Raw genomic sequence first — 23981 nt, forward strand, 5'->3', positions numbered from 1 at the left:
AGGGTTCGGGGCGGGGAGGACGGCATGGCGGACGGCGGCGGACGGCTCGGGCGGGCCGGAGGGCACGGGCACGCCGGGGAGGCCGGGCGGCTCGGCCGGCGAGGGCTCCTCGCGTACATCGGCTCGTTCACGGAGGCCGGCGGCCGGGGGATCACGGTCGCGCGGACCGACCCCGGCACGGGCGCGCTGACGCTCCTGGGCTCCACGGACGCCGTGCCGAACCCCTCCTTCCTCGCCCTCTCGCCGGGGGCCGACGTGCTGTACGCGGTGAGCGAGACCGACGAGGGAGCCGCCGCGGCGTTCTCCCTGGCCGATCCCGTACGGCCCGAGCTGCTCGGACCGCCGGTGCCCGTACGCGGCGACGGCCCCACGCACCTGGCCGTCACCGGCAGCCACCTGTTCACCGCCAACTACGGATCGGGCAGTGTCAGCGCCCTCCCGGTCCGTACGGGCGGCGGGCCGAGCGCCCCGGCCGCGGTCATGGCCCACCGGGGCGGCGGCCCGGACGCCGACCGGCAGAAGAGCCCGCACGCCCACGCCGTCGTCCCCGACCCCTCGGGCGGCAGGCTCCTGGCCGTGGACCTCGGCACGGACTCGGTGTGGACGTACGCCCTCGACCCGGTGACCGGTCTGCCGCGGCTCCACGGGGAGACGCCTCTCCGGCCGGGCACGGGGCCCCGGCACCTCGCCTTCTCCCCGGTGACCGACCGCGTCTACGTGCTGAACGAGCTGGCCCCGAGCGTGACGGTCTGCCGCTGGAACGGCGCGGAAGGGGTGCTCGAACCGCTCGGCGAGACGCGGGTCCTGCCTCCGGGCGAGGGCGTGCGGACGTACCCCTCCGCACCGGTGGTCTCCGCCGACGGGCGGTTCCTGTGGACGGCCAACCGCGGCCACGACAGCATCTCGGTCCTGACTCTCGACGCGTCCGGGGACATCGTCGGACTCCCCGAGGTCGTCGGCTGCGGAGGCGTCTGGCCGCGGGACCTGACGCTGCACCCGTCGGGCCGCCACCTGTACGCCGCCAACGAGCGGTCCGGCGACGTCACCTGGTTCGCCGTGGACCCCGAGACCGGGACGCCGCGGTTCGCGGGCTCGGTCCCCGTGCCGGCGGCGTCCTGCGTGATCTTCGCCTGAGGCGGCGGCGGGAGCCTCGCCCGGGACGGCGGCGGGCGCGCGGCGGCAGTGGCCGGACGGGCCCGGAACGGCCGAAGAGGGGCCCCGCATCGCGGGAGCCCCTCTTCCGGGAAACAGAGAACAAAGGTGGAGCGGGCGGGCTGAACGGTCAGACAGTCACGGCACGGTCCGATCGCCCGGCCCCGCCGGTCGTACGCGTCAGTGCGCCGGAACGCCCTGGGGCTGCAGGGATATGCCCAGGACCTCCGCGTACTTGGCCAGGACGAGCTTGCCGATCGCCGGGTAGGCGCCGAGCGGCGCGGCGGCGGCGCAGTCCGCCTCCTTGGCGGCGGCGTCCGCGAGGCCCTCGGCGATCTCCGGGCCGATCAGGCCCGGGGCGAGCGCCAGGTTCCGCGAGCCGGAGCCGCGCAGCTGGTCGGCGGCCCGGGCGATGTCGCCCTCGATGTCCAGCGCGGCCGCGAGGACCGGCACGGCGAGGCGGGCGGAGAGCAGCATGCCGCTGATCCCGGCGGCCTGCACGGCCTCCTCGCCGCCGACCGTGGCCAGGATGATCCCGTCCGCAGCCGTTGCAACTGTGAACAGTCGGGCGCGGTCGGCGCGGGCCAGGCCGGCCTCCGACAGGCGCACGTGCAGGGCCTCGGCGAGGAGCGGGTGCGGGCCGAGCGCGTCGGTGAGCTCCGCGGCGCTGCCGCTGCTCATCACGGACTGGCGGACCCGGCGCAGGAGAGAGTTGTCCGGACCGGCCAGGAGCGGCACCACGATGGCCGGGGGCCACTGGTCCCAGGCGTCGGCGGCGCCGTCCTCGGCACCGGCTTCGCGGGCTTCGCTCGCGCGAGCGGTGCGCTGGGCGGCGGCGTAGGCGAGGACGGCCTCCAGCGAGGGGTAGCCCTCGGCGGCGCCGTCGGCGTCCACGTAGCCGATGCGCGCGTCGAGGCCCGGGAGCTCGGAGCGGGCGATGCTGAGGATCTCCTCGGCGAGGGAGCGCGTCTCCGTGTCGGGGAGCCCCGGAACGGCGAGAACCAGCGGCGGCGCGCCGGCGGGGGCGGCCGCCGGCTCCGGCCGCCGGTGCCGTCCGGGCTGACGGGGTCGCGGCATTCGTACAGGCAGGCCAGGCGCGGGCCCTGTGGGGGAGCTCATGGCGCCGCATGTTAGTCGTTCAAGGCGCTGGGCCGTTCGGGTGGGGGCGCTCCCGTGACGTCTGTCCGGATTTATTCGCCCATAAATACGCTCATCGCAGAAGCGTTCAGCAAACGATCCGGAGCATCGGAGGGTCGGCCGGCAGCAGCAGACCGCCCGTCAGTAGGGCCTCCGCCACGCACAACGCACCGTCCAGCGGTTCGCCCGCCGCCGTGACTCGTCGCGCATGAGGAAGTTGCATTTGCAACTCCTCGAACAGGGGTGCGAGCAGGGGAGCGCCCATGCGGAGGAGGCCGCCGGTCAGCGCCACCTCGTACGTCCCACCGGCCCCGGCCGCCTCGTCCGTCCGCGGAGGCGGTCCCGCGGGAGATCCTTCCCGGCCGGGCCGGGCAGGCGGGCACACCGCCGCGGCCGCCTCGGCGATGTGCCGGGCCGCCCGGCGGAGAATTCCGGCCGCGACCGGGTCGGCCGGTGCGCAGCGGCCCACCTCGGGGGCGAAGGAAGCCAGGACGGCCGGCCGGTCCGCCCGGGGGTAGAGGAGGGCCGGGAGCTCCGGCGCCGGGCCGAAGACCGCCTGCAGGCGCTCCAGCAGGGCGTGCGAACCGCCGGCCCGCCCGTCGTGGGCGCGCATCGCCGCCTCCAGCCCGGCACGGCCGATCCACGCCCCGCTGCCGCAGTCGCCGAGCAGGTGGCCCCAGCCGTCGGCGCGCCGCCAGCCGCCCTCCGCGGTCAGGTCCGTGCCCACCGCGACCAGCCCGGTGCCCGCGGCGACGACGGCCCCCGGCCGCTGGCCCAGGGCGCCGGCGTAGGCGGTGACCGCGTCCGAGGCCAGGGCGAGTACGCGCACGCCCAGGGCCTCCCGGAGCGCGGAAGGGAGGACGGCGTGCAGATCGCCGCCGAGGGCGGCCATGCCGGCGGCGCCGACGCAGGCGGCCTCGCAGCGCCGCGCCCCCGCCCCGGCCAGCAGCCCCTCGGCCGCCGGCACCACCTGGGCGAGCAGGCTGCGGGCGTCGATGCCCTTCTCGCCCACCGTGACCGGGACCGCGGAGGACCAGGTCGGGGCGGGGCCGTCGCCGGGGACCCGGCGCAGGGCGACCCGGACCCCCGAGCCGCCGGAGTCGACGCCGAGAACCCAGCCGCCCGCGGGGCTCACCGGGCCGGCCGCAGCCGCAGGCGCTCCGCGGACGGGCCGGGCCCGCCACGGTGCGGTGTCACTGCGGCGGCCGCGGGCCTCACGGCAGCTGCCAGTCCACCGGGGCGGCGCCCTGCCGTGCCAGCAGGTCGTTGGCCCGGCTGAACGGCCGCGAGCCGAAGAAGCCGCGGTCGGCCGACATGGGGGAGGGGTGCGCCGACTCCACGGACGGCACCTGTCCCAGGATCGGCCGCAGGTTGCGGGCGTCGCGGCCCCACAGGATCGCCACCATCGGGCGCCCCCGCTCGACCAGCGCCCGGATCGCCTGCTCGGTGACCTCTTCCCAGCCCTTGCCCCGGTGCGCGGCCGGCTTGCGCGGGGCGGTGGTCAGCGCCCTGTTGAGCAGCAGCACGCCCTGCCGGGTCCACGGCGTGAGGTCCCCGTTGGACGGGCGGGGAAGCCCCAGGTCGGTGTGGAGCTCGCGGTATATGTTCTCCAGGCTCCCGGGCAGCGGCCGTACCTCCGGTGCGACCGAGAAGCTCAGCCCCACGGCGTGACCCGGCGTCGGGTACGGGTCCTGACCCACGATCAGCACCCGGACGTCGTCGAACGGCTGCTGGAAGGCGCGCAGTACGTTGGCGCCCGACGGCAGGTACGTGCGGCCCGCGGCGATCTCGGAGCGCAGGAAGTCGCCCATCGCGGCGATCCGGTCCGCCACCGGCTCCAGGGCCTTCGCCCAGCCCGGTTCGACGATTTCGTGCAAAGGTCGTGCAGCCACAGCTGCCGCCCCTCCCTGTAAACAAACTGCTGGCAGTTGCGCAAGTACGGGATCGTACGCGAAGGAGGGGCCGCATTCGCAGTCCGGTCCCCGGATCCGGACCGTGCGGACGGCCGCGCGGAGCAGGGCGCGGATCCGTGCGTACCCGTACGTATCCGCGCCCTGCAGATTCAGCCGTACGTGTGCCCGGGCGGAGCGTCCGGCCTCGTGCGTCAGACGGCCCAGGCGTACTGGTCGGGGAAGCGCTTCGCCGCGCCGAGTCCGGCCGCCGCGCGGTGGGGCCAGTGCGGGTCGCGGAGGAGCTCGCGGCCGAGCAGGACGGCGTCGGCGTCGCCGTCGGCGACGATCTCCTCGGCCTGCCGGGGGTCGGTGATGAGGCCGACCGCGGCGGTCGGCAGGCCGGACTCCCGGCGGACCCGCCGGGCGAACGGCACCTGGTACCCCGGGCCGGTGGGGATGCGGATGCCGGAGGTGATGCCGCCCGTGGAGACGTCCATCAGGTCCACGCCGCGCGCCCGCAGCTCGTGCGCGAGACGCACGGTGTCGCCCGTGGTCCAGCCGTCGCGCCCGTCCTCGGGGTTCTCCGTCACCCAGTCCGTGGCCGAGACCCGGAAGAACAGCGGCAGTTCCTGCGGCCACACCCCGCGCACCGCCTCCACGACCTCCAGCGCGAACCGCGTCCGGTTCTCGAACGACCCGCCGTACCGGTCGGTGCGGCGGTTGCTGAGCGGGGAGAGGAACTGGTGGATGAGGTAGCCGTGGGCGCCGTGCAGCTCGACGACCTGGAAGCCGGCGGCCAGGGCGCGCCGTGCGGCGTCCGCGAACTGCCCCACGATCTCCTGGATCTGCTCCACCGTCAGCTCGGCCGGGACGCGGTGGCCCTCGTTGTACGGCACTGCGCTCGGGGCGACCGTCTGCCAGGCCTCCTCCGGGCCCACCGGTCCGCCGCCGCGCCACGGCCGGTCGGTGGCGGCCTTGCGGCCGGCGTGGCCGAGCTGGATGCCTGCCACGGTGCCGCGCTCCTTGAGGAAGGAGGCTATGCGGCGGAGGGCCTCGGTCTGGGTGTCGTTCCAGAGCCCCAGGTCGGCCGGGCTGATCCGGCCCTCGGGGCTGACCGCGGTCGCCTCCACGAGGATCAGTCCCGCTCCGCCGGTCGCGCGGGCGGTGTAGTGCGCGAAGTGCCAGTCGTTCGCGACGCCCGCGTCCGGTCCGAAGACCTCGGCGCTGTACTGGTCCATCGGGGCCATCCAGACCCGGTTGGGGATGGTGAGCGAACGCAGGGTGTACGGGGTGAACAGGGCGGTCACGGCAGGCTCCTATGCGCTTCACGGCCACTCACGGCACGTCTTCCCGGCGCGGCGGACTCCGCGGCGGCGACGGTTCATACGATAGTCCTCGTAGTACGAGGGATGTCAAACTACGATGTCTCTCGTACAATGAGGGTGTCGCTGAGCAGCCCGACGTACCTGGAGGAGCAGCCGTGCCAGCACAGCAGAACCGGCCGTCGTCGAGCGGCCGATCCCTGGAGCACCCCGACCGCGCGGAGATCCGCCTGGAAGGCGTGCTGCACGCGCTCTCCGACCCCATGCGCCTGCAGATCGTGTGCGCCCTCGCCGCGGTCGAGGGCGAGTTGAACTGTTCGGTCTTCGACCTCCCCGTGAGCAAGTCGACGACGACGCACCACTTCCGGGTGCTGCGCGAGAGCGGCGTGGTCCGGCAGACCTACCGGGGCACGGCGAAGATGAACGCCCTGCGCCGCGACGATCTCGAAGCGCTCTTCCCGGGCCTGCTCGCCGCCCTCCTCACGGCGGCCGGACACCAGGCGTCCCGCCTCGGCGTCCCGTCCTGACCGGGCCGGGACGGGCGCCCGGGGATCAGCTGCGGGCGCGGGCCGCCGACAGCAGCCCCTCCCAGTCCGGGATCTTCACCGGACCGCGGCCCAGCCCCTCCCCGAGAGCGGCCTCCGCGGCCTCGATCGCCAGCCAGCCCGGCCACTCCACCGGCTCCCGCCCCGCCGCCCGCAGGACGGCGTGCGCGTCCTTCACCGGCGCGGGCCGGCGTGCCGCGAGCGCCCCGGCGTCGGCCAGCAGGGACGTCACCGTCTCCTTCGCGCACGAGCGGTTCGTGCCGATCACGCCCGTCGGGCCGCGCTTGATCCACCCCGCCACGTACTCGCCCGGCGACGGGACGCCGTCCCGCAGCACCCGGCCCGCCGCATGGGGCACGATCCCCAGCTCCGCGTCGAACGGCAGCCCCGCGATCGGCACCCCGCGGTAGCCCACTGAGCGCAGCACCAGCTGGGCCTCGACGTCCTCGAACTCGCCCGTGCCGGCGACGCCCCCGCGCCCGTCCGGCGCGGTCCGCTCGAAGCGCACGGCGCGCACCGCGCCGTCACCACCGGCGAGCAGCGCGGCGGGGCGGAGGAAGAACCGCAGGTGGATGCGGCGCGGGCGGCCGCCGGGCGGCCGTTCGGCCCAGCCCCGCAGCACCTCGACGTTGCGCCGCCCCACCGCGGGCAGCCCGGCGGGATCGTCCCACGCGGGGTCGAGCGCCGCCTCCTCCGCCCGTACGAGCGTCTCGGCGCCGGACAGCGCGCCCAGCTCGCGCAGCTCCTTCGTGGTGAACTTCGCCTGCGACGGGCCGCGCCGGCCGACCATGTGAATGTCCGTCACCCGGCTGGCCGCGAGGGCGGACAGCGCGGCGTGGGGCACGTCGGTCCCGTGCAGTTCGCCCGCGCCGCGCGCCAGCACGCGGGCGACGTCGACGGCCACGTTGCCCACGCCGATGACGACCGCGGAGCGCGCGCCCAGCACGAACCCGTCCGGCGCCGTGTCGGGGTGGGCGCTGTACCACGAGACGAACTCGGTGGCCGAGAAGCTGCCGGCCAGGTCCTCGCCGGGGATGCCGAGCCGCCGGTCGGCCGCGGCCCCGACGCAGTAGACGACCGCGTGGTAGAGCTCCAGCAGCCGCCGCGGCGGGAGGCCGCGCGGGTCGTCCCCCACCGGGACGTTGCCGAAGAACGTGATGGCCGGGTGCTCCATGGCGTCCCGCAGGTTGCCCTGCAGGGACTTGATCTTCTCGTGGTCCGGGGCGACGCCGTAGCGCACCAGCCCGTACGGGCAGGGCAGCCGGTCCAGGACGTCCACCGTCACGCCGGGGACGTCCTGCTGCTGCACCAGGGCCTGAGCGGTGTAGACCCCGCTCGGCCCCGACCCGACCACGGCGATGCGAAGCACGGTGGGCCCCTTTCCGCAGACGTCCGCAGATGTCCCGCAGGTCCCTCCAGGATCGCACCGCGAGCCGCGGTACGGGAGTGCGGCGCGTGCGCGTGGCCGGTTCCGTCGGGCCGGACGGGTCAGGCGCCCGCGGGCGGGGGCCCGGGACCGGGCGGGACGCCGAGCTCCCAGTCGAGGCCGTAGCGCTGGAAGAGCTCCGCCCGCAGCCTCTCGAACGGCATGGGCGCGCCCGGCAGCAGGACCGCCACGACGGCGCCCATCAGCAGGGCGCGCAGCAGCGGGTAGTCCGCGTCGGGGTCGGGGGAGCCGTAGGCCGCCACCGTGTCGTGCAGCAGGCGCGCGAGGCGCTGCTGCTCGGGGCACTGGATGAAGCCCTCCGCCTGGAGGATCCCGGCCATGTGGGTGCGCATCAGCAGGGGGCGGTCCCGCGCGAGCCCCAGGATCGCGTCGATCGCCCGTGCGAGGCGCTCGCGGCCGTCCCGGGCGCACGGGGCGCGCTCCAGGCCCGCCTCGAGCTCCAGATGCATCACCCGGTGCACCGCCGACTGCAGCAACTGCCGCTTGCCGGGGAAGTAGTACGAGACCAGGCCGCGCGCCGTGCCGGCCCGGTCGGCGATGTCGGCGAGCGTCGTCGCCTCGTACCCGTGTTCACCGACGAGCTCGACCGTCGCCCGGAGCAGCCGCTCACGGGAACGGCGGCGCATCTCCTCGTTGGCCGACGCGCTGCGCGGGGACATTCCACAACTCCTGCGTTGACTGGCTCCGGGCCAATATACTCAGGGGGTATCCGGTGCCCTGCCCGCCCCCGGCGTGGTGCGGCACCGGCGTGTCGGCTGGCCTGGGCGGCGCGGGGGACCGCCCAGACCAGCGTGGCAACCGGGCCTGTCAGCCGAGCAGGCCGAGCACCGGGCGCAGAGCGGCGGGCCGCTCCCCGACCGGCAGGTGGTCCACCAGGTGCACCGCACAGCCGAGCGCCGCGGCACCCCCGTCGGCCCGGCGGTCGTCACCCACCATCAGCACCTCTTCGGGCGCCAGCCCCAGCGCCTGACAGGCCACCAGGAAGAGCCGGGGATCGGGCTTCTGCACCCCGTGCTCGAAGGACAGCGCGTAGGCGTCCACGCAGGCGTCCAGGCCGTGCGTACGGAACACCGGCCGCAGGTCCCAGCCGATGTTGCTCACCACGGCCGTTCGTATCCCGCGCCGCCGCAGCTCCCCCAGGACCCCGGGCGCATCGGCGTACGGGCGCCAGGCCGCCGGCTCCATGTGCCGCTCGTACAGCACGTCGTAGAGCTCCGGCCGGGGCAGCGGCACCTCGCGCGCCAGCCCCGTGTACGCGGCGCGGTGCTGCTCCGCGCTGCGGTCCCGCCCGGCCCACAGCCCGGCCAGGTGCGGGGGTACGGAGAGCGGGTTCCCGCCCCCCGGAAGGGCGCCCGCCTCCTCCAGCTGCTCGGCGGTCCGGGCCGCCTCGGCCTCGCTCATGCGTACACCGGCGCGCTCCAGCGCTGCGGCCAGCCACGACGCGGTGGGCTCGACGCGGAAGAGCGTGCCGGAGAAGTCGAAGAGCACCCCCTTGACCGTCATGATCCCGCCCCTGCCGTCGTCGCCTGCCGTGCCGTGGCGACTTCTCGCCGGTGTTGCCCGTGAAGTCCCGTCATGCGCCCAGCCTTTCGCGTATTAGTGGGAGAGACAGCCGTCCCCAGTTTCCGAGGAGGGTCCGTCCGGTGCACGTGAGAGGTCCACATTCGGAAGAGAGTTCCAGCACCGAGGGCCGCGGCCCGGCGGTGGGGACGGCAGGGCCCGCCGCAGCGGGGGCGGCAGCCGTGCTGGGGTTGCACCGCACGGCCGGCAACGCTGCGGTGGCCCGGATGCGGGAGCGGGGGACGGAACCGGTCCAGCGTGTTGCGACGCGTGGCGGGACCGGGAGCCTGCCGTACCCGGCCTGGGACAGACAACGGCACGTGTGGGACGGCCCGCACTACGGCGCGGATGACGGGCGTACGGGCGGGACGTCGGTCGTGGTCGTCATCGGTCCCAGCGTCATGGCTCCCGGGAACACCTATCTCGGGAGCCCGCCGCGGGAGGGCGAGTGCACCATCGTGGACGAGCTCAATCAGCGGGACGGCGGGGGCTGGGTGAAGGGCCACCTGTGGAACGACAACCTGGGAGGGCCCGGCATCTCACGGAACATGACGCCCATGACGAACACGACGAACCGCCGGTTCAACGGAGCCTTCGAAGAGCCCGTCAAGAGGATGCTGCTCAGCTGCGCCCGCCATGCGCAGAGCAGCCAGAGCGCTCCGCACTGGTACGGGGTGCGCTTCGAGGTGAGCACCTACGGGCGCATGTCCGAGGATCCCGCCGCCCTCGAGTACCACGTCCCCGAAGGGGTCGATCACTCCGCTCGCTATGTGACGATCGACAAGCTGACCGGTGCGACAGTCCTGGCAGTGGGGCCGGGTGCAGTGCCACCCGGGTTCGCCCCCGAGCAGCTGTAGCCGTCAAGCCCGTCGCCGTGCGGGCAGGCGACGGGCGGCCCGCTCACGCTCCACTGCCGCCCCGCCGCCGCGTCACCGTGCCGAACAGCCCCACCGAGGCGGCCACGAGCGCCGCGCCCAGCAGCCAGCCGCCCAGGACGTCCGACGCCCAGTGGACGCCCAGGTACAGCCGGGTCAGGCCCACTCCTAGCACCGACACCGCGCCCGCCGCGGCAGCGGCGCGCAGGCCCCGTGCCCGTGCGCCGTACCTCCACAGCAGCCACACCAGCAGCCCGCACGCGACCGTCGCCGACAGGGCGTGACCCGAGGGGAACGCCGCGTAGTGCGCGGTCGCCACCGGGTCCGGCCAGCTCGGACGGTCCTTCCCCACCGCCGCCTTGATGCCCTGCTGCAGAGCGGTGCCCAGGGCCGACGTCCCGGCGATCCAGGCGGCGAGCAGCAGGTCGCGTCGGCGCAGGAGCCACAGGACCGCCAGGGCCAGGGCGGCGCGCATCGTCCACGGGTCCCACAGCCAGTCGGAGAGCACGCGGACGAACCGGGTCCAGCCCCGGTGCTCCACGGCCACCGGATGCAATCCGTTCGCGACGTTCCGGTCCAGCGAGGCGAGCGGCTCCCACGCGCCCGCGACCAGGGCGAGCAGGACGCCGAAGACGGCCGCGAGGACGAGCCCGGCCGGGATCGGCGCCGGTCGGATGAGGGACGGGGAGCGGGGGAGTGCAGGCGAAGGGCGCGGAGGGGCGTTCATCAGCAGATCCTCGCGCATGGGGGCCGGAGGGGCCACCACTCCTGGCCACCGCTCCTGCGGCCCGGTCCGGTCTGCGCCCGGTCGGGCGTTACGACCGGGGCCGGCGCTACGTCCGAGGCGGGCGTTACGACCCGGACCGGTGTTACGACCCGGACCGGGTCAGGACGCTGAGGCCCGGTACGAACGTCACCAGCAGCGGCACCGCGGGCACCAGCGCCGCGACCGCCGACAGCCGCAGCCGCCGCGCGGCCGTCAGCCTGGGGGCTGGGGCCAGCAGACGGTGCACCCGCGTCGGCACCTGGGAGAGCTGCGTCGGGCACGGCCCGAACACCCCGCGGTCCTCGTTCAGTTCCACCAGGGCGAGCGCAGTGGTCAGGCGGCCGAAGCGCCGCGACGCCGAGTCGTCCGCCGCCAGCTCCACCAGATGGTGCACCTGGTCGCGGAACGCGGCGAACACCGGGACCTGGGGGAAGCCGTTGGCCAGGGCCGAGGAGACGTGCAGCAGCCAGTGGTGCCGGGCCCGGGCGTGCCCCTGCTCGTGGGCCAGCACCGCGTCGAGCTGGGGGCCCTTGAGGCGGCGCAGCGCGCCGGTCGTGATCACCAGCTGCGGCGCGGCGCCGCCGGGCAGCCACCACGCGTCGGCGCGGTCGCCCTCCAGCACCACGAGCCGGTCCCCTCCGGGCTCCTCGCCGGGCAGCCGGGGGGAGCGGACGAGCAGTTCCGCGCGGCGCTGCCGGCGGCGGGCGCGCGACCAGCTGATCTCACGGGTCAGCATCGCGGCCGTCCACACGGCGCCGCTCGCCAGCGCCACGGCCAGCGGCGCGGCCCACGCACCGTAGGCGGTGAGGGCGTAGGCCTCGACCACGCCGTGCGGAGCGATACCGAAGACGTGCCCGCGCACGGCCTCCCAGGCCGCCGCGGCGCTCAGCGCCATGGCGAGCAGACAGCACAGCAGCACGGCCGCCACCGCGCACTGCCACACCCACAGGGCCACGACCGGCTCGCGGTCGGGCCAGTCGGAACGGGTCAGCACGCGCGGAGCCATCGCCGCGACCAGTGCGCCGAGGACCAGCAGCGCGAGCGGGACCATCATGGCCGTCAGCCTATGAGCGGGGCCGCACCCACGGGTACGGTCCGGTGCGCGAAGTGATGCATGCCACGGGGCGCGGGCTCACAGCGTCAGCAGCATCGCCAGCATGCCGATGCCCATGGACAGTCTGCAGGCGTGGGTGAGGTCCGGCCGGCCCGGCCAGGAGACCTGCCCGGCGGCCACGGTGACGGGGACGAGCACGGCCACCGTGCGCACCACGTACACGGCGAAGTACACCAGCAGCAGGCCCGTCAGCAGGGGGGTGCCGGCCGGGACATGTGCGGTCGCGGCGTGCGTGGCCGCCGCCGCTCCCGTGTGCTCCGCGCGGCCGCCCATCGGGGGGCCCGCCATCGCGAGCGCCATGTAGACCATGGCGAACGCGCCCACGGCGTGGTGGAGATGGTGGCTGTCCGCGCGGCCCCGCGCCACGCCCACCAGCGCGTGGACCCCGGCCGCGCCGAAGACGACGGCGAACAGCAGCGCGCCCCAGGGCCGGGTGTCCAGAACGGCGGGCGGCACGGCCATGGCCGCCATGCCGAGCCCCATCAGGGCATCGCCCCCCACGGCCCGGCGCTCTCCTCCCGCACCCGCGCGGAGGCGCACCAGGCAGTACGCGCCCGTCGCGGCGCACACTGCCACGAGCAGCCAGCCGATCAGCGGCGGTCCGTGCACGGCGCACCTCCCCGGACGTGCAGATCCACCTCCGGTTGATTCCCCCGGGGGCGCGAGCACATGGGAGCGCACAGGCGCATTGGAGGAGCGCTGGAGTCCATGAAAATGCGCCCGCGCACGCGCGGTGGCATGTCAGGGGCGCGCAAGGGCCCGCTGGCGTACCCCGGGGCCCGGGTTAGTGTGCACGTGGAGCCGGAACCGTACGGAGAGGACCTCAGGAACACGATGGAAACCACCAGCAGCACGGAGACGACCTTCCGGGACGCGACCGTCGAGGACGTGCCCGTTCTCGTCGCCCTCGTCGAGTCGGCCTACCGCGGTGACGCGAGCCGCGCCGGCTGGACGACCGAGGCGGACCTGCTGGAGGGCCAGCGCACCGACCCCGACGGCGTCGAGGCTGTGGTGACGGACCCGGGCAGCCGCCTGCTCGTGGTCGAGCGGGGCGACCGGATAGTGGCCTGCTGCCAGCTCGAACACCGGGGTACCCACGCGTACTTCGGGATGTTCGCCGTCAGCCCGGCGATGCAGGGCGGCGGGCTCGGCAAGGTCGTCATCGCGGAGGCCGAGCGGCTCGTCCGCGCCGACTGGGGCGCGACCGAGATGCACATGACCGTGATCAAGCAGCGGGACGAGCTGATCGCCTGGTACGAGCGGCGCGGCTACCGGCGCACCGGGCGGATGAGCCCGTTCCCGTACGGCGACGAGCGCTTCGGCGTCCCGCAGCGCGACGACCTCGAGTTCGAACTGCTGATCAAGGAACTGGTCTGACGGCCGGCGTCACCCCCGTCCAGGGTGGTGAGTGCCACCCCCGTCAAGGACGGTGAGTAAGGGGCTCTGCTCAATGGGCAGAGCCCCTTACTCATGGTCGGCCTACCTCACAGCCGGCCCGCCTCCACGATCCGCCGCAGGAACTTCCGGGTGCGCTCCTGCCGCGGTGCGCCGAAGACCTCGGCGGGGGTGCCGCGCTCCAGCACGACCCCGCCGTCCAGGAAGCACACCTGGTCGGCGACGTCCCGGGCGAAGCCCATCTCGTGGGTGGCCAGGACCATCGTCATGCCGTCCTCCTTGAGGTCGCGCACGACGCCCAGCACCTCCCCGACGAGCTCGGGGTCGAGGGCGGCGGTGATCTCGTCCAGGAGCAGCAGCCGGGGCCGGCCGGCGAGCGCCCGTACGATCGCCACCCGCTGCTGCTGGCCGCCGCTGAGCCGGTCCGGGTACTCGCCGGCCTTGCCGCCCAGCCCGAGCCGCTCCAGGAGCTCCCGCGCCCGCTCCTCGGCCTCCGCGCGGGCGACGCCGTGCACCCGCCGCGGCGCCAGCGTGATGTTGTCGAGCACGGTCATGTGCGGGAAGAGGTTGTAGGCCTGGAAGACGACGCCGATGCGGCGGCGGACGGCGTCGGGGTCCACGCGCGGGTCGGTGATGTCCTCGCCGTCGAGGAGGATCGCGCCGTCGTCGATCTCCTCCAGCAGGTTGGCGCAGCGCAGCAGCGTCGACTTGCCCGATCCGGAGGCGCCGATGAGCGCGGTCACCGTGTGCGGGGCGACCTCCAGGTCCACGTCGCGCAGCACGACCGTGCCGCCGAAGGTCTTGCGCACGGCCTCCATCCGCAGCACGGGCTCCGGAGCGGTGTCCGTCACGGTGCTCATACGATCCCTCCCTGTGCCCGCCGGCGGTCCGTCCGTGCCGTGACCCAGTCGGTGAACCGGGTCATGGGGATGGTGAGGGCGACGAAGATGAGCCCGGCGACGACGTACGGCGTGTAGTTGAAGCTCTTGCTGGAGAGGATCTGCGCCGCGTAGACGGCGTCCACCGCGCCGGCGATCGAGACGAGGCCGGTGTCCTTCTGCAGGGACACCAGGTCGTTGAGGAGCGGCGGCACGACCCGGCGCACGGCCTGCGGCAGGATGACGTGGCGCAGGGTCTGCCGGGCGCTGAGGCCCAGCGAGCGGGCGGCGGCGCGCTGGCTGGGGTGCACGGACTCGATGCCCGCACGGAAGACCTCGGCGACGTAGGCCGAGTACGTCAGGACGAGCGCGGTCCCGCCCAGCAGCACCGGGTCGGTCGTCACGCCCTGCAGCCGCAGGGCCGGGACGCCGAAGACGACCATCAGCAGGCAGATCACGAGCGGCAGCCCGCGGAAGAAGTCGGTGTAGGCGGTGGCGAGCGCGCGCAGGGGGAAGAAGACGGGGCCGCGCAGCGTACGGGCGACCGCTATCAGCAGCCCGAGGACGAGCACGGCCGCTCCGCAGACGACCAGCAGGCGCAGGTTCAGCCACAGTCCGTCGAGGACCTTGGGCAGCGCCTCGCGCGCGTAGTGCCCGCTGAGAAACGTTTCACGGGTGCGCTGCCAGCCGGGGGAGTTGACGACGGCGAGGAACAGCACGGCGCCCGTGATCAGCGTGCTGGACGCGGCGACGGCCGTGGCGCGGCGTGCCCGGGCGCGTTTGAAGCGCTCCCGCTCCAGGCGGCGCGCCGAGGGGGTGTAGGTGTCCTCGGCGGCTTCCTTCGTCAGGGACGGTGCGGTGCCCTCGGGGACGGCGGCCGCTTCCCCGGGGCTCACTTGAGCACCGGGGCGTCGGCGGCCTCGGAGAGCCACGTCTTCTCCAGCCGGGCGAGCGTGCCGTCCTTGCGGAGGGAGTCGACGGCGCCGGAGACGCACGAGGTGAGGCGGCTGCCCTTGTCGAGGACGAAGCCGAACTGCTCGGGCTTGTCTCCCGCGCTGCCGAACTGGCCGACGATGCGGGCGTCCCGGACCTCGGCGGAGGTGATGTAGAAGGCGGTCGGCAGGTCGACGACGATCGCCTCGACCTGGCCGTTCTTGAGCGCGGTCTTGGCGTAGTCGTTCTTCTGGAAGACGGCGGGCGGCCGGTCGGGCCCGATGACGTCGTTCACGACGTCGAGGCTGGTGGTGCCGACCTGGGCGCCGAGCTTGACGTGCTTGAGGTCGGCTGCGCTCCGGGCCTTGGCGGCGGGGGAGTCCTTGAGGGCGATGACGGCCTGGCGGACGTCGTAGTAGCCGGAGGAGAAGTCGACGGCCCGGCGGCGCTCGTCGCTGACGGAGATCTGGTTGATGTCGAGGTCGAACTTCTTGGCGCCCGGGGCGACGGCCGTGTTGAACGGAACGGTCTGCCAGGCCACGTCGGCCCGGCCGTACCCGAGCCGCTCGGCCAGCGCGTAGGCGACGGCCGATTCGAAGCCCTTGCCGTTGGAGGGGTCGTCGTCCTGGAACCAGGGCGCGTAGGCGGGCTTGTCGGTGCCGAAGGTCAGCTTGCCGGAGGTCTGCGTGGCCAGTTTCTCCTTCGTGCACGCCGCCGCGGACGGTGCGGAGGAGGACTTCGCGGAGCCGGAGCCGGAGCCGGAGGCGGAATCGGTGTCGTCCTGGGGAGCACAGCCGGCGGCGGCCGTGAGCAGGACGGCGAGGCAGGCGGCGAGGGGGGCCGTGCGGCGGTGGGTGGCGGGCGCGGCCGGGGTGGCGGTGCGGCGCGTGGGCCGGGTGACGACGGGCATGGCGGGAGACTGGCAGCGTGATCATGGCCCTGTCCAGGTCGGACCGCCGACCGTCCGCATAGCGGAAGACTGTTGCACTTTCATGAATTCACCGGCGGCGCGGGGGTAGGCCCGGGGGACGGGGACAGGGGCGTCCGGGGGCGGTGCACGGCCGGGTGGACCCGGGGAATGGCCGGATCTCGGCTAGAACAGCTCATGGGGCCTGTGGGACTGCTGTGGCAGAAACATCCCCATGGGTACACATATGGCGGAGGTGTGCAGGAAAAACGGCGGCCCGACCGGGGGTTCGGCAGGATAATTTATGGCCTCCCCTCTTGAGCGGGAGAAGCGCGCACGGATACGGTGTCTTAACACCAAGTTCTCCCGAGGAGGGGCAGCCATGACGGAAATCCTTGCGTCGTCGGCGATAGCGACCGACAATTCGGCCGCCGACCCGGTGATCGATCACCCCGCGTGGGGGGTTCTCAAGGACGCCGTGGAAACGATCCGGCCTTGGCAGTCCCAGGACGGCTCCATCGACCTCACCGCGGAGGGCGCCCCACCGGGCGAGGCCGTCCGGGCCCAGGTGGAGCGGGTCGTGGAGGCCGTCGAGCAGCTCTCGCCGCTCGTCCCGCACGACTCCGCCTACCACACGGCCCTGGTCGCGGACCTGCGCCGCTGGGCCGACACCGGCTTTGCCGTGCCGGACTTCCTCGACTCGCTGCTGGCCTTCCAGCCGGCCGCCCACCGCGAGGACGGCCGCCAGCACCTGGTCGTCTTCCCGATGTACACCCAGAACGGCAACCCCGACCGGAACTTCGAGGCCGTCGTCCTGCGCATGGTCTGGCCCGAGTGGCTCTCCGAGCTGGAGCGCACCCGCTACGACAACCCGCTCTTCCTCGGCATCACCTTCGAGGACTTCACCGCGGGCTACGACACCAACTCCGCCGTGCTCTTCCCGGAGACCATCGCCGTCCGCGAGGCCCCCGAGCGCTTCACCTGGGGCGGCATCTTCTGCGACCGCGAGGCGGCCCGCTTCCGCCGGGTCACCGAGGCGGCCGTCTCCGCCCTCGGCCTGGAGCTCCCCGCCGACATCCAGGAGATGGTCGGCGACCAGCACCGCTGCGAGCAGGCCTTCGTCCTGTGGGACATGGTCCACGACCGCACGCACAGCCACGGCGACCTGCCGTTCGACCCCTTCATGATCAAGCAGCGGCAGCCGTTCTGGATGTACGGCCTGGAGGAGCTGCGCTGCGACCTCACGGCCTTCAAGGAGGCCGTGAAGCTGGAGGCCGAGGGCAACGCGCACGGCCGTGACGTGCAGTACGCCGTCCTCTTCGACCGGATGTTCCGCTTCCCGGTCACCGGCGACCGCGTCCGCAACTACGACGGGCTCGGCGGTCAGCTGCTCTTCGCGTACCTCCACCGGCACGACGTCGTACGCTGGACGGACAACACTCTGCACATCGACTGGGACCGCGCCCCGCAGGTCACCAACCAGCTCTGCGGCGAGATCGAGAAGCTCTACCGCGACGGCATCGACCGGCCCAAGCTGGTCCACTGGCTCGCCGCCTACGAGCTGGTCTCCACCTACCTCGCCCCGCACCCCGGCTCCGTCTGGGCCAAGGGTCCCGAGGCCCTCGACCTCACCCAGCCGCCCCGCAAGCTCGTGGACGACGTGCTGCCGGACGAGTTCCCGCTCAGCATGTTCTACGAGGCGCTTGCCAAGAAGCTGCGTCACGTGATCGCCTCGACCAAGGGGATCACCGCGGCGAAGGCCGAGCAGGTGGCCGCGTGAGCGAGCAGACGAAGGAGACGACCATGAGCACTCCCACCAACGGCAACGGCCGGCTGGACGGCGCCGTCGTGGCCGTGGCGGGGGCCGCGGGCCCCGCGGGCCGTGCCACGCTGCTGCGACTGGCCGAGGCCGGTGCCACGGTCGTCGCCTCCGACGCGGACGCCGCCCGCCTCGCCGAGGCCGTGGACGCCGCCCGCTACGCCCACGGCGGTGCCACCGTCACGGGCGACACCGTGGACCTGCTGGACCTGGAGGCCACGCGCCGCTGGGTGGACCGCACCGAGAAGGAGTTCGGCCGCATCGACGGCCTGGTCCACCTCGTGGGCGGCTGGCGCGGCTCGGCCTCCTTCGCCGAGACCGACCTCGCCGACTGGGAGCTGCTCGAGAAGCTGCTCATCCGCACCGTGCAGCACACCTCGCTGGCCTTCGAGCCCGCCCTGCAGCGCAGCGGAAACGGCCGGTTCCTGCTCATCAGCGCGGCGGGCGCCAGCAAGCCCACCGCGGGCAACGCCGCCTACGCCGCCTCCAAGGCCGCCGCCGAGGCGTGGACGCTCGCCCTCGCCGACTCCTTCCGCAAGGCTGCGGGCGAGGACGCGCCGTCGGCCGCCGCCGCCATTCTGATCGTCAAGGCACTGGTGCACGACGCCATGCGCGCCGAGCGCCCGAACGCGAAGTTCGCGGGCTTCACCGACGTCAAGGACCTCGCCGAGGCCATCGTCGGCGTGTGGGAAAAGCCCGCCCAGGAAGTGAACGGAACCCGTCTGTGGCTGACTCCGCAAGCGTGAGCACGACCCCGTCGGCCGCGACCGACGCGATACGCCGGCACGACCCCGAGGTGCGCGGCTTCGCCAGCGACAACTACGCGGGCGCGCACCCCGAGATCCTCGCGGCGCTCGCCCTCGCCAACGGCGGCCACCAGGTCTCCTACGGCGAGGACGACTACACCGCCCACCTCCAGGACGTGATGCGCGGGCACTTCGGCCCCACCGCCGAGGCGTTCCCGGTCTTCAACGGGACGGGCGCCAACGTCGTCGCCCTCCAGGCCCTGACCGAGCGCTGGGGCGCGGTGATCTGCGCCGGCAGCGCGCACATCCACGTCGACGAGTGCGGTGCGCCCGAGCGCGTCGGCGGCCTGAAGCTGCTGACCGTGCCCACCGAGCACGGCAAGCTCACCCCGGAGCTGATCGACCGCGAGGCCTTCGGCTGGGACGACGAGCACCGGGCGCAGCCCCAGGTCGTGTCGATCACCCAGACCACCGAGCTGGGCACGTGCTACACGCCCGAGGAGATCCGGGAGATCTGCGACCACGCCCACGAGCGGGGCATGAAGGTCCACCTCGACGGCGCGCGCATCGCCAACGCCGCGGCCACGCTCGGCGTGCCGCTGCGGGCCTTCACCACCGACGCCGGCGTGGACGTGCTCTCCTTCGGCGGCACGAAGAACGGCATGGTCTTCGGCGAGTGCGTCGTCGTCCTGAACCCGGACGCGGTGCGGGCGATGAAGCACCTGCGCAAGATGTCCATGCAGCTCGCCTCCAAGATGCGGTTCGTCTCGGCCCAGTTCGAGGCCCTGCTCAGCGGCGACCTGTGGCTGCGCAGCGCCTCGCACGCCAACGCCATGGCCGCGCGCCTGGCCGAGCGCGTGCGGACCGTCGAGGGCGTGGAGGTCCTGCACCCGGTGCAGTCCAACGCCGTCTTCGCCCGGCTCCCGCACGACGTGAGCGAGCGCCTGCAGAAGCGCTACCGCTTCTACTTCTGGGACGAGGGCGCCGGCGACGTGCGCTGGATGTGCTCCTTCGACACCACCGAGGCCGACGTCGACGCCTTCGCGGCGGCGCTCGCCGAGGAGATGGGCCGGCAGTAGGGGCCCGCGCCCGTCCGTCCGGAAACGGCGGGAACGGGCGGAAAAGAGCAGCAAGAAGCCCCCGGCCGCGCTCGCGGCCGGGGGCTTCTCCTTCGGTTCCGTGGGATTTGTACGGGGCCTAGCCGCGCCGGTCCGCGGCGGCCGCCGCGTGCGGTGCGGGCGCCGTGCCGCCGAGGTGGGCCGGGATCCACCAGGTGTCGTTCGCGTCCTTGGGGCGCACGGGATAGGCGCGCTGGGCCGCCTCCAGGAGATCCTGCACCCGGGAGCGCACCCGGTCGGTGACGGTGTCCGCGTGCTCGGCGGGGTCGGCGGTCATCGGCTCGCCGACCCGTATGGTGATCGGCACGTGGTTGCGGCCCAGGTCGCGCTTGTGACCCTTGGTCCACAGCCGCTGGGTGCCCCACAGCGCCATCGGCAGCAGCGGCACCCCGGCCTCCTGCGCGAGCCGCGCCGCGCCGGACTTGAAGTTCTTGAGCGTGAACGACTGGGAGATCGTCGCCTCCGGGAAGACACCGATGATCTCGCCCGAGCGCAGCGCCGAGAGCGCGTGCTTGTAGGCGTCCATGCCGGCCGCGCGGTCCACGGGGATGTGCTTCATCGCGCGCATCAGCGGCCCCGACACCTTGTGCCGGAAGACGGACTCCTTCGCCATGAACCGCACCAGCCGCTTGGCGGGGCGGGCGGTCAGGCCGCAGAAGACGAAGTCGAGGTAGCCGATGTGGTTGCTCACCAGGACCGCCCCGCCCCGCGCCGGGACGTGCTCGGTTCCCTGGATGTCGAAGCGCAGGTCGAGCGCCTTGAACATGGTGCGGGCGACACCGATCACCGGGGGATAGACGAGCTCTGCCATCGGGGGAGGTTCCTTCCGGGCCTGGGGAGGGGACTCCCGGCTGAAGTGCTGCTTCTGTTGCTGATGTACTGCTGTCCCGCCGTACATCGGCGTACCGGCTAAGTTACGCGGCCGTAGGGTGTGGCTTCTGGCAGATCGTGCCTGAATGCCCGGCCCGGGGCCAGCGAGGACGGCCCGGCGGCCGCGAGATCCTCATCACGTAGGCCGGAAACCAGCCGGAAATCACCGGCGGGTGCGGCGGAATTTTCTCCGGTGCCCATGGCGCTGCACCTGGGGACGCATGGCCGGTCGAGGCCTGGACGGAACGGGAAGGCGGGGCGGAGCGTGCTGCGCGAGGGCGACGAGGGGCTGCGGCTGGAGGCCGCCGACATCGGCGGGGAGCTGGGGGAGCGCGCCACGCTCGTGCAGTTCTCCAGCGCCTTCTGTCAGCCCTGCCGGGCGACCAGGCGCACCCTGGAGCAGGTCGTGGCCATGGTCGGCGGGGTCGCCCACGTCGAGGTCGACGCGGAGGCGCACCTCGCCCTCGTACGGGCCCTGGAGATCACCGCGACGCCCACCGTCCTCGTCCTCGACGCCGCCGGCCGCATCGTGCGCCGCGCGGCCGGGCAGCCGCGCAAGGCCGACGTCATCGCGGCGCTCGGCGCGGCGGTGTGAGCCGCGGTGATCGTGATCCCTCTCCCATCTCCCGGGCCGCCCTTGACGCTCCGCACCGCGAATCGTCAGTGTGACGTCGTGTGGCCAGGACCGTTTCTCCACGGACGCGCGCACGTCGACCTGCTGCGGACGGCGAGCGCGTGCTGTCCGGGCGCGTGAGCGACGCGACGACCGTTCGGATCGGCTCGACCCTCCAGCAGAAGGACAGTTCCATGACGGCCATGCCCGGGCTCGGCACCTCCCTCGCCACCCCCGAACTGCTGCGCTCCGTCTTCCGCCGGCACGCCGCCGGCGTCGCCGTGATCACCGCGCAGGGTGCGCGCCCGGTCGGCTTCACGGCCACCTCGCTGACGTCCGTCGCCGCGGAGCCTCCCCTGGTCTCCTTCGGGGTGGGCACCGGCTCGTCCAGCTGGCCCGTGCTCGCCGAGGCGGAACACGTCGGCGTGCACATACTCGGCGAGCACCAGCGGGAGCTGGCCGCGACCTTCGCGCGCAGCGGTGCCGACCGCTTCGCCGCGCCCACGAGCTGGCGTCCCGGGCCGGAGGGCGTGCCGCTGCTGGACGGCGTCCTCGCGTGGCTGGTGTGCCGCGTGGTGGCCCGGGTGCCCGCCGGGGACCACCGGGTCGTGCTCGCCGAGGTCGTCGCGGGCGACTCCGCGGGGGCGGGCCGTCCGCTCGTCTATCACCAGGGGCGCTTCAACGGTCTGCGGGACTGAGACGTCCCGCGTTCCCCGCGTTGGACAGATCACAGCCGACCGGCCTTGCGCCCGGGTGAACGGGTCGGTGTACTGACGAGTAACATTCCGTTCGAGGCGCGGCCCGCCACGGGCGGAATCCGCCCCACAAGGCGCCTATGCTGCCTGCCAAGGCAGCTACGAAGAGACGATGCAGTAGGAGAGCCGGCGTGAGCTTGAGGATCGTTGTCACTGTGAAGTACGTGCCCGACGCCACCGGCGACCGGCACTTCGCCGAAGACCTGACCGTCGACCGCGACGACGTTGACGGCCTGCTCTCGGAGCTCGACGAGTACGCGGTCGAGCAGGCGCTGCAGATCAAGGAGGCGGCCGACGACGACGCGGAGATCACCGTCCTGACCGTCGGCCCCGAGGACGCCAAGGACGCGCTGCGCAAGGCGCTTTCCATGGGTGCGGACAAGGCCGTCCACGTCGAGGACGACGACCTCCACGGCACCGACGCCCTCGGCACCTCGCTGGTGCTGGCCAAGGCCCTGGAGCACGTCGGCTACGACCTGGTCGTCTCCGGCATGGCCTCCACCGACGGCGGCATGGGCGTCGTCCCGGCGATGCTCGCCGAGCGCCTGGGCGTCCCGCAGGTCACCCTGCTCTCCGAGGTCAAGGTCGAGGACGGCAAGGTCACCGGCCGCCGCGACGGCGACGCCGCCAGCGAGCAGCTGGAGGCCTCCCTCCCGGCCGTCGTCTCCGTGACCGACCAGTCCGGCGAGGCCCGCTACCCGTCCTTCAAGGGCATCATGGCGGCCAAGAAGAAGCCGGTGGAGTCCCTGGACCTCTCCGACCTCGGCCTCGAGGCCGAGGAGGTCGGCCTGGAGGGTGCCTGGACCAAGGTCGACGAGGCCACGGAGCGCCCGGCCCGCACGGCCGGCACCGTCGTCAAGGACGAGGGCGAGGGCGGCAAGCAGCTCGCCGAGTTCCTCGCGGGCCAGAAGTTCATCTGAGCTCTCTGATCCCGAACGAACCGTCACCCGCCCCACTTTTTCCGCAGGAGCAACGCCATGGCTGAAGTCCTCGTCTACGTCGACCACGTGGACGGCGCCGTCCGCAAGCCCACCCTCGAACTGCTCACCCTCGCCCGCCGCATCGGCGAGCCCGTCGCCGTGCACCTGGGCGCCGGTGCCGACGCCGCGGCCGCCGTGCTCGGCGAGTACGGCGCGGTGAAGGTCCTCGCGGCCGACGCGTCCGAGTTCGCCGACTACCTCGTCGCGCCGAAGGTCGACGCGCTGGAGGCCGCGTACAACGCCGTCTCGCCGGCCGCCGTGCTGCTGCCGTCCTCCGCCGAGGGCAAGGAGATCGCGGCCCGCCTCGCGGTCCGCATCGGCTCCGGCATCATCACCGACGCCGTCGACCTGGAGGCCGGCGCCGAGGGCCCGGTGGCCACGCAGTCCGTCTTCGCGGCCTCGTACTCCACCAAGTCCCGCGTCACCAAGGGCACCCCGGTCATCACCGTCAAGCCCAACTCCGCCGCTCCGGAGGCCGCCCAGGCCGCCGGCACGGTCGAGCAGCTCGCCGTCGCCTTCGGCGAGAAGTCCACCGGCACCAAGGTCGTCTCCCGCACCCCGCGCGAGTCGACGGGCCGCCCCGAGCTGACCGAGGCCGCGATCGTGGTCTCCGGCGGCCGCGGCGTCAACGGCGCCGAGAACTTCTCGATCATCGAGGCCCTGGCCGACTCGCTCGGCGCGGCCGTCGGCGCCTCCCGCGCCGCCGTGGACGCCGGCTGGTACCCGCACACCAACCAGGTCGGCCAGACCGGCAAGTCCGTCTCGCCGCAGCTGTACATCGCGGCGGGCATCTCCGGCGCCATCCAGCACCGGGCCGGCATGCAGACCTCGAAGACCATCGTGGCCGTCAACAAGGACGCCGAGGCCCCGATCTTCGACCTGGTCGACTACGGCGTGGTCGGCGACCTCTTCGAGGTCGTCCCGCAGCTGACCGACGAGGTCAAGACCCGCAAGGGCTGACCCCGCGGCACCACCGTGCCGAGGCCCCCGTACGCGACGGCGTGCGGGGGCCCCGTCATGCACGGACGGCCCTGCCCGCCGGCGGCCGCCGTCCTGTTGACCCGCCGCCGGGCCGTCGATAGCTTCGCCCGCACGGACGATCGGTTCCGTCTGTGGAGGTACCTTCCGGCACCGGCCGGGAGGCTGTGCGGAGGGGT

At 73.6% G+C, this 23981-nt stretch carries 26 protein-coding genes; 12 read left to right on the top strand and 14 right to left on the bottom strand.

The window, feature by feature from the left end; all coding sequences use genetic code 11:
- Positions 1–24: 24 nt before the first annotated feature.
- A complete protein-coding gene (locus tag AS857_RS10450) occupies positions 25–1134 on the top strand; it encodes a lactonase family protein (RefSeq protein ID WP_079110219.1) in 1110 nt (369 codons plus the stop codon).
- A gap of 198 nt (positions 1135–1332) precedes the next feature.
- Here the strand turns inward: AS857_RS10450 and AS857_RS10455 are convergent, their stop codons facing one another.
- From AS857_RS10455 to AS857_RS10470, 4 genes are all read right to left on the bottom strand, one after another.
- Complete coding sequence (locus AS857_RS10455) at positions 1333–2271, bottom strand: sirohydrochlorin chelatase family protein (protein ID WP_079110220.1); 939 nt, start codon at positions 2269–2271, stop codon at positions 1333–1335.
- Between the two features lie 106 nt (positions 2272–2377).
- Positions 2378–3424, bottom strand: coding sequence for an N-acetylglucosamine kinase (locus AS857_RS10460; RefSeq protein ID WP_058042840.1), 1047 nt, complete (start codon positions 3422–3424; stop codon positions 2378–2380).
- Positions 3425–3503: 79 nt separating this feature from the next.
- Entirely contained in the window at positions 3504–4181 is a 678-nt protein-coding gene (locus AS857_RS10465; protein ID WP_058042841.1) for a uracil-DNA glycosylase, read from the bottom strand.
- 212 nt (positions 4182–4393) lie between these two features.
- Positions 4394–5488 carry an NADH:flavin oxidoreductase/NADH oxidase gene (locus tag AS857_RS10470; RefSeq protein ID WP_058042842.1) on the bottom strand — a complete coding sequence of 365 codons (1095 nt, stop codon included), beginning with the start codon at positions 5486–5488 and terminating at the stop codon, positions 4394–4396.
- Positions 5489–5661: 173 nt separating this feature from the next.
- Here AS857_RS10470 and AS857_RS10475 point away from each other — a divergent pair, with 173 nt between their 5' ends.
- Complete coding sequence (locus AS857_RS10475; RefSeq protein ID WP_058042843.1) at positions 5662–6030, top strand: ArsR/SmtB family transcription factor; 369 nt, start codon at positions 5662–5664, stop codon at positions 6028–6030.
- A gap of 25 nt (positions 6031–6055) precedes the next feature.
- Here AS857_RS10475 and AS857_RS10480 read toward each other — a convergent pair whose 3' ends face one another.
- The 3 genes from AS857_RS10480 to AS857_RS10490 all read right to left on the bottom strand — a co-directional run bounded on the left by AS857_RS10480 (position 6056) and on the right by AS857_RS10490 (position 8998).
- Positions 6056–7417 (bottom strand): FAD-dependent oxidoreductase, encoded by a 1362-nt coding sequence (locus AS857_RS10480; protein WP_058042844.1) that lies wholly within the window; start codon positions 7415–7417, stop codon positions 6056–6058.
- A gap of 119 nt (positions 7418–7536) precedes the next feature.
- Positions 7537–8154 carry a TetR/AcrR family transcriptional regulator gene (locus tag AS857_RS10485; RefSeq protein ID WP_058042845.1) on the bottom strand — a complete coding sequence of 206 codons (618 nt, stop codon included), beginning with the start codon at positions 8152–8154 and terminating at the stop codon, positions 7537–7539.
- 148 nt (positions 8155–8302) lie between these two features.
- Positions 8303–8998, bottom strand: coding sequence for an HAD family hydrolase (locus AS857_RS10490; RefSeq protein WP_058042846.1), 696 nt, complete (start codon positions 8996–8998; stop codon positions 8303–8305).
- 377 nt (positions 8999–9375) lie between these two features.
- Between AS857_RS10490 and AS857_RS10495 the strand changes: the two genes are divergently transcribed.
- Positions 9376–9912, top strand: coding sequence for a hypothetical protein (locus AS857_RS10495; RefSeq protein ID WP_058042847.1), 537 nt, complete (start codon positions 9376–9378; stop codon positions 9910–9912).
- A 43-nt stretch (positions 9913–9955) separates the two neighbouring features.
- Here AS857_RS10495 and AS857_RS10500 read toward each other — a convergent pair whose 3' ends face one another.
- The 3 genes from AS857_RS10500 to AS857_RS10510 all read right to left on the bottom strand — a co-directional run bounded on the left by AS857_RS10500 (position 9956) and on the right by AS857_RS10510 (position 12419).
- Positions 9956–10657 carry a phosphatase PAP2 family protein gene (locus tag AS857_RS10500; RefSeq protein ID WP_058044053.1) on the bottom strand — a complete coding sequence of 234 codons (702 nt, stop codon included), beginning with the start codon at positions 10655–10657 and terminating at the stop codon, positions 9956–9958.
- A gap of 142 nt (positions 10658–10799) precedes the next feature.
- Entirely contained in the window at positions 10800–11750 is a 951-nt protein-coding gene (locus AS857_RS10505; RefSeq protein ID WP_058042848.1) for a M56 family metallopeptidase, read from the bottom strand.
- 78 nt (positions 11751–11828) lie between these two features.
- The gene (locus AS857_RS10510) at positions 11829–12419 is read right to left on the bottom strand and encodes a DUF5134 domain-containing protein (RefSeq protein ID WP_058042849.1); all 591 of its coding nucleotides are present in this window, start codon (positions 12417–12419) and stop codon (positions 11829–11831) included.
- A 225-nt stretch (positions 12420–12644) separates the two neighbouring features.
- Between AS857_RS10510 and AS857_RS10515 the strand changes: the two genes are divergently transcribed.
- Positions 12645–13187: a GNAT family N-acetyltransferase gene (locus tag AS857_RS10515; RefSeq protein WP_058042850.1), complete on the top strand. Its 543-nt coding sequence runs from the start codon at positions 12645–12647 to the stop codon at positions 13185–13187.
- A 107-nt stretch (positions 13188–13294) separates the two neighbouring features.
- On the opposite strand, the gene AS857_RS10520 is transcribed toward AS857_RS10515, so the two are convergent.
- The 3 genes from AS857_RS10520 to AS857_RS10530 are packed head-to-tail and all read right to left on the bottom strand — an operon-like array spanning position 13295 to position 15926.
- The gene (locus tag AS857_RS10520) at positions 13295–14065 is read right to left on the bottom strand and encodes an amino acid ABC transporter ATP-binding protein (RefSeq protein WP_058042851.1); all 771 of its coding nucleotides are present in this window, start codon (positions 14063–14065) and stop codon (positions 13295–13297) included.
- Complete coding sequence (locus AS857_RS10525) at positions 14062–14931, bottom strand: amino acid ABC transporter permease (RefSeq protein ID WP_058044054.1); 870 nt, start codon at positions 14929–14931, stop codon at positions 14062–14064. The genes AS857_RS10520 and AS857_RS10525 overlap by 4 nt, the downstream gene beginning before the upstream one ends.
- 44 nt (positions 14932–14975) lie before the next feature.
- Positions 14976–15926: an ABC transporter substrate-binding protein gene (locus tag AS857_RS10530; protein WP_058042852.1), complete on the bottom strand. Its 951-nt coding sequence runs from the start codon at positions 15924–15926 to the stop codon at positions 14976–14978.
- Between the two features lie 379 nt (positions 15927–16305).
- On the opposite strand from AS857_RS10530, the gene AS857_RS10535 reads away from it, so the two are divergent.
- From AS857_RS10535 to AS857_RS10545, 3 genes are read left to right on the top strand one after another with little or no spacing between them, the layout of a single operon-like run.
- Positions 16306–17703 carry a DUF6421 family protein gene (locus AS857_RS10535; RefSeq protein ID WP_173864742.1) on the top strand — a complete coding sequence of 466 codons (1398 nt, stop codon included), beginning with the start codon at positions 16306–16308 and terminating at the stop codon, positions 17701–17703.
- A gap of 23 nt (positions 17704–17726) precedes the next feature.
- Entirely contained in the window at positions 17727–18488 is a 762-nt protein-coding gene (locus AS857_RS10540; protein WP_058044056.1) for an SDR family NAD(P)-dependent oxidoreductase, read from the top strand.
- A complete protein-coding gene (locus AS857_RS10545) occupies positions 18485–19567 on the top strand; it encodes a threonine aldolase family protein (protein ID WP_107105547.1) in 1083 nt (360 codons plus the stop codon). The genes AS857_RS10540 and AS857_RS10545 overlap by 4 nt, the downstream gene beginning before the upstream one ends.
- A gap of 118 nt (positions 19568–19685) precedes the next feature.
- On the opposite strand, the gene AS857_RS10550 is transcribed toward AS857_RS10545, so the two are convergent.
- Complete coding sequence (locus AS857_RS10550) at positions 19686–20417, bottom strand: lysophospholipid acyltransferase family protein (protein ID WP_058042854.1); 732 nt, start codon at positions 20415–20417, stop codon at positions 19686–19688.
- Positions 20418–20744: 327 nt separating this feature from the next.
- Here AS857_RS10550 and AS857_RS10555 point away from each other — a divergent pair, with 327 nt between their 5' ends.
- The 5 genes from AS857_RS10555 to AS857_RS10570 all read left to right on the top strand — a co-directional run bounded on the left by AS857_RS10555 (position 20745) and on the right by AS857_RS10570 (position 23784).
- Positions 20745–21071: a TlpA family protein disulfide reductase gene (locus AS857_RS10555; RefSeq protein ID WP_338058263.1), complete on the top strand. Its 327-nt coding sequence runs from the start codon at positions 20745–20747 to the stop codon at positions 21069–21071.
- 78 nt (positions 21072–21149) lie between these two features.
- On the top strand, positions 21150–21230 hold the full coding sequence (locus tag AS857_RS42325; protein WP_372504660.1) for a putative leader peptide: 81 nt from the start codon (positions 21150–21152) through the stop codon (positions 21228–21230).
- Between the two features lie 53 nt (positions 21231–21283).
- The gene (locus AS857_RS10560) at positions 21284–21787 is read left to right on the top strand and encodes a flavin reductase family protein (protein WP_058044057.1); all 504 of its coding nucleotides are present in this window, start codon (positions 21284–21286) and stop codon (positions 21785–21787) included.
- Positions 21788–21975: 188 nt separating this feature from the next.
- Entirely contained in the window at positions 21976–22764 is a 789-nt protein-coding gene (locus AS857_RS10565; protein WP_058042856.1) for an electron transfer flavoprotein subunit beta/FixA family protein, read from the top strand.
- 57 nt (positions 22765–22821) lie between these two features.
- Positions 22822–23784 carry an electron transfer flavoprotein subunit alpha/FixB family protein gene (locus tag AS857_RS10570; protein WP_058042857.1) on the top strand — a complete coding sequence of 321 codons (963 nt, stop codon included), beginning with the start codon at positions 22822–22824 and terminating at the stop codon, positions 23782–23784.
- The last annotated feature ends 197 nt before the right edge of the window (positions 23785–23981 follow it).

The sequence above is a fragment of the Streptomyces roseifaciens genome (assembly GCF_001445655.1).
GTDB classification, from domain to species: Bacteria; Actinomycetota; Actinomycetes; order Streptomycetales; family Streptomycetaceae; genus Streptomyces; species Streptomyces aureoversilis.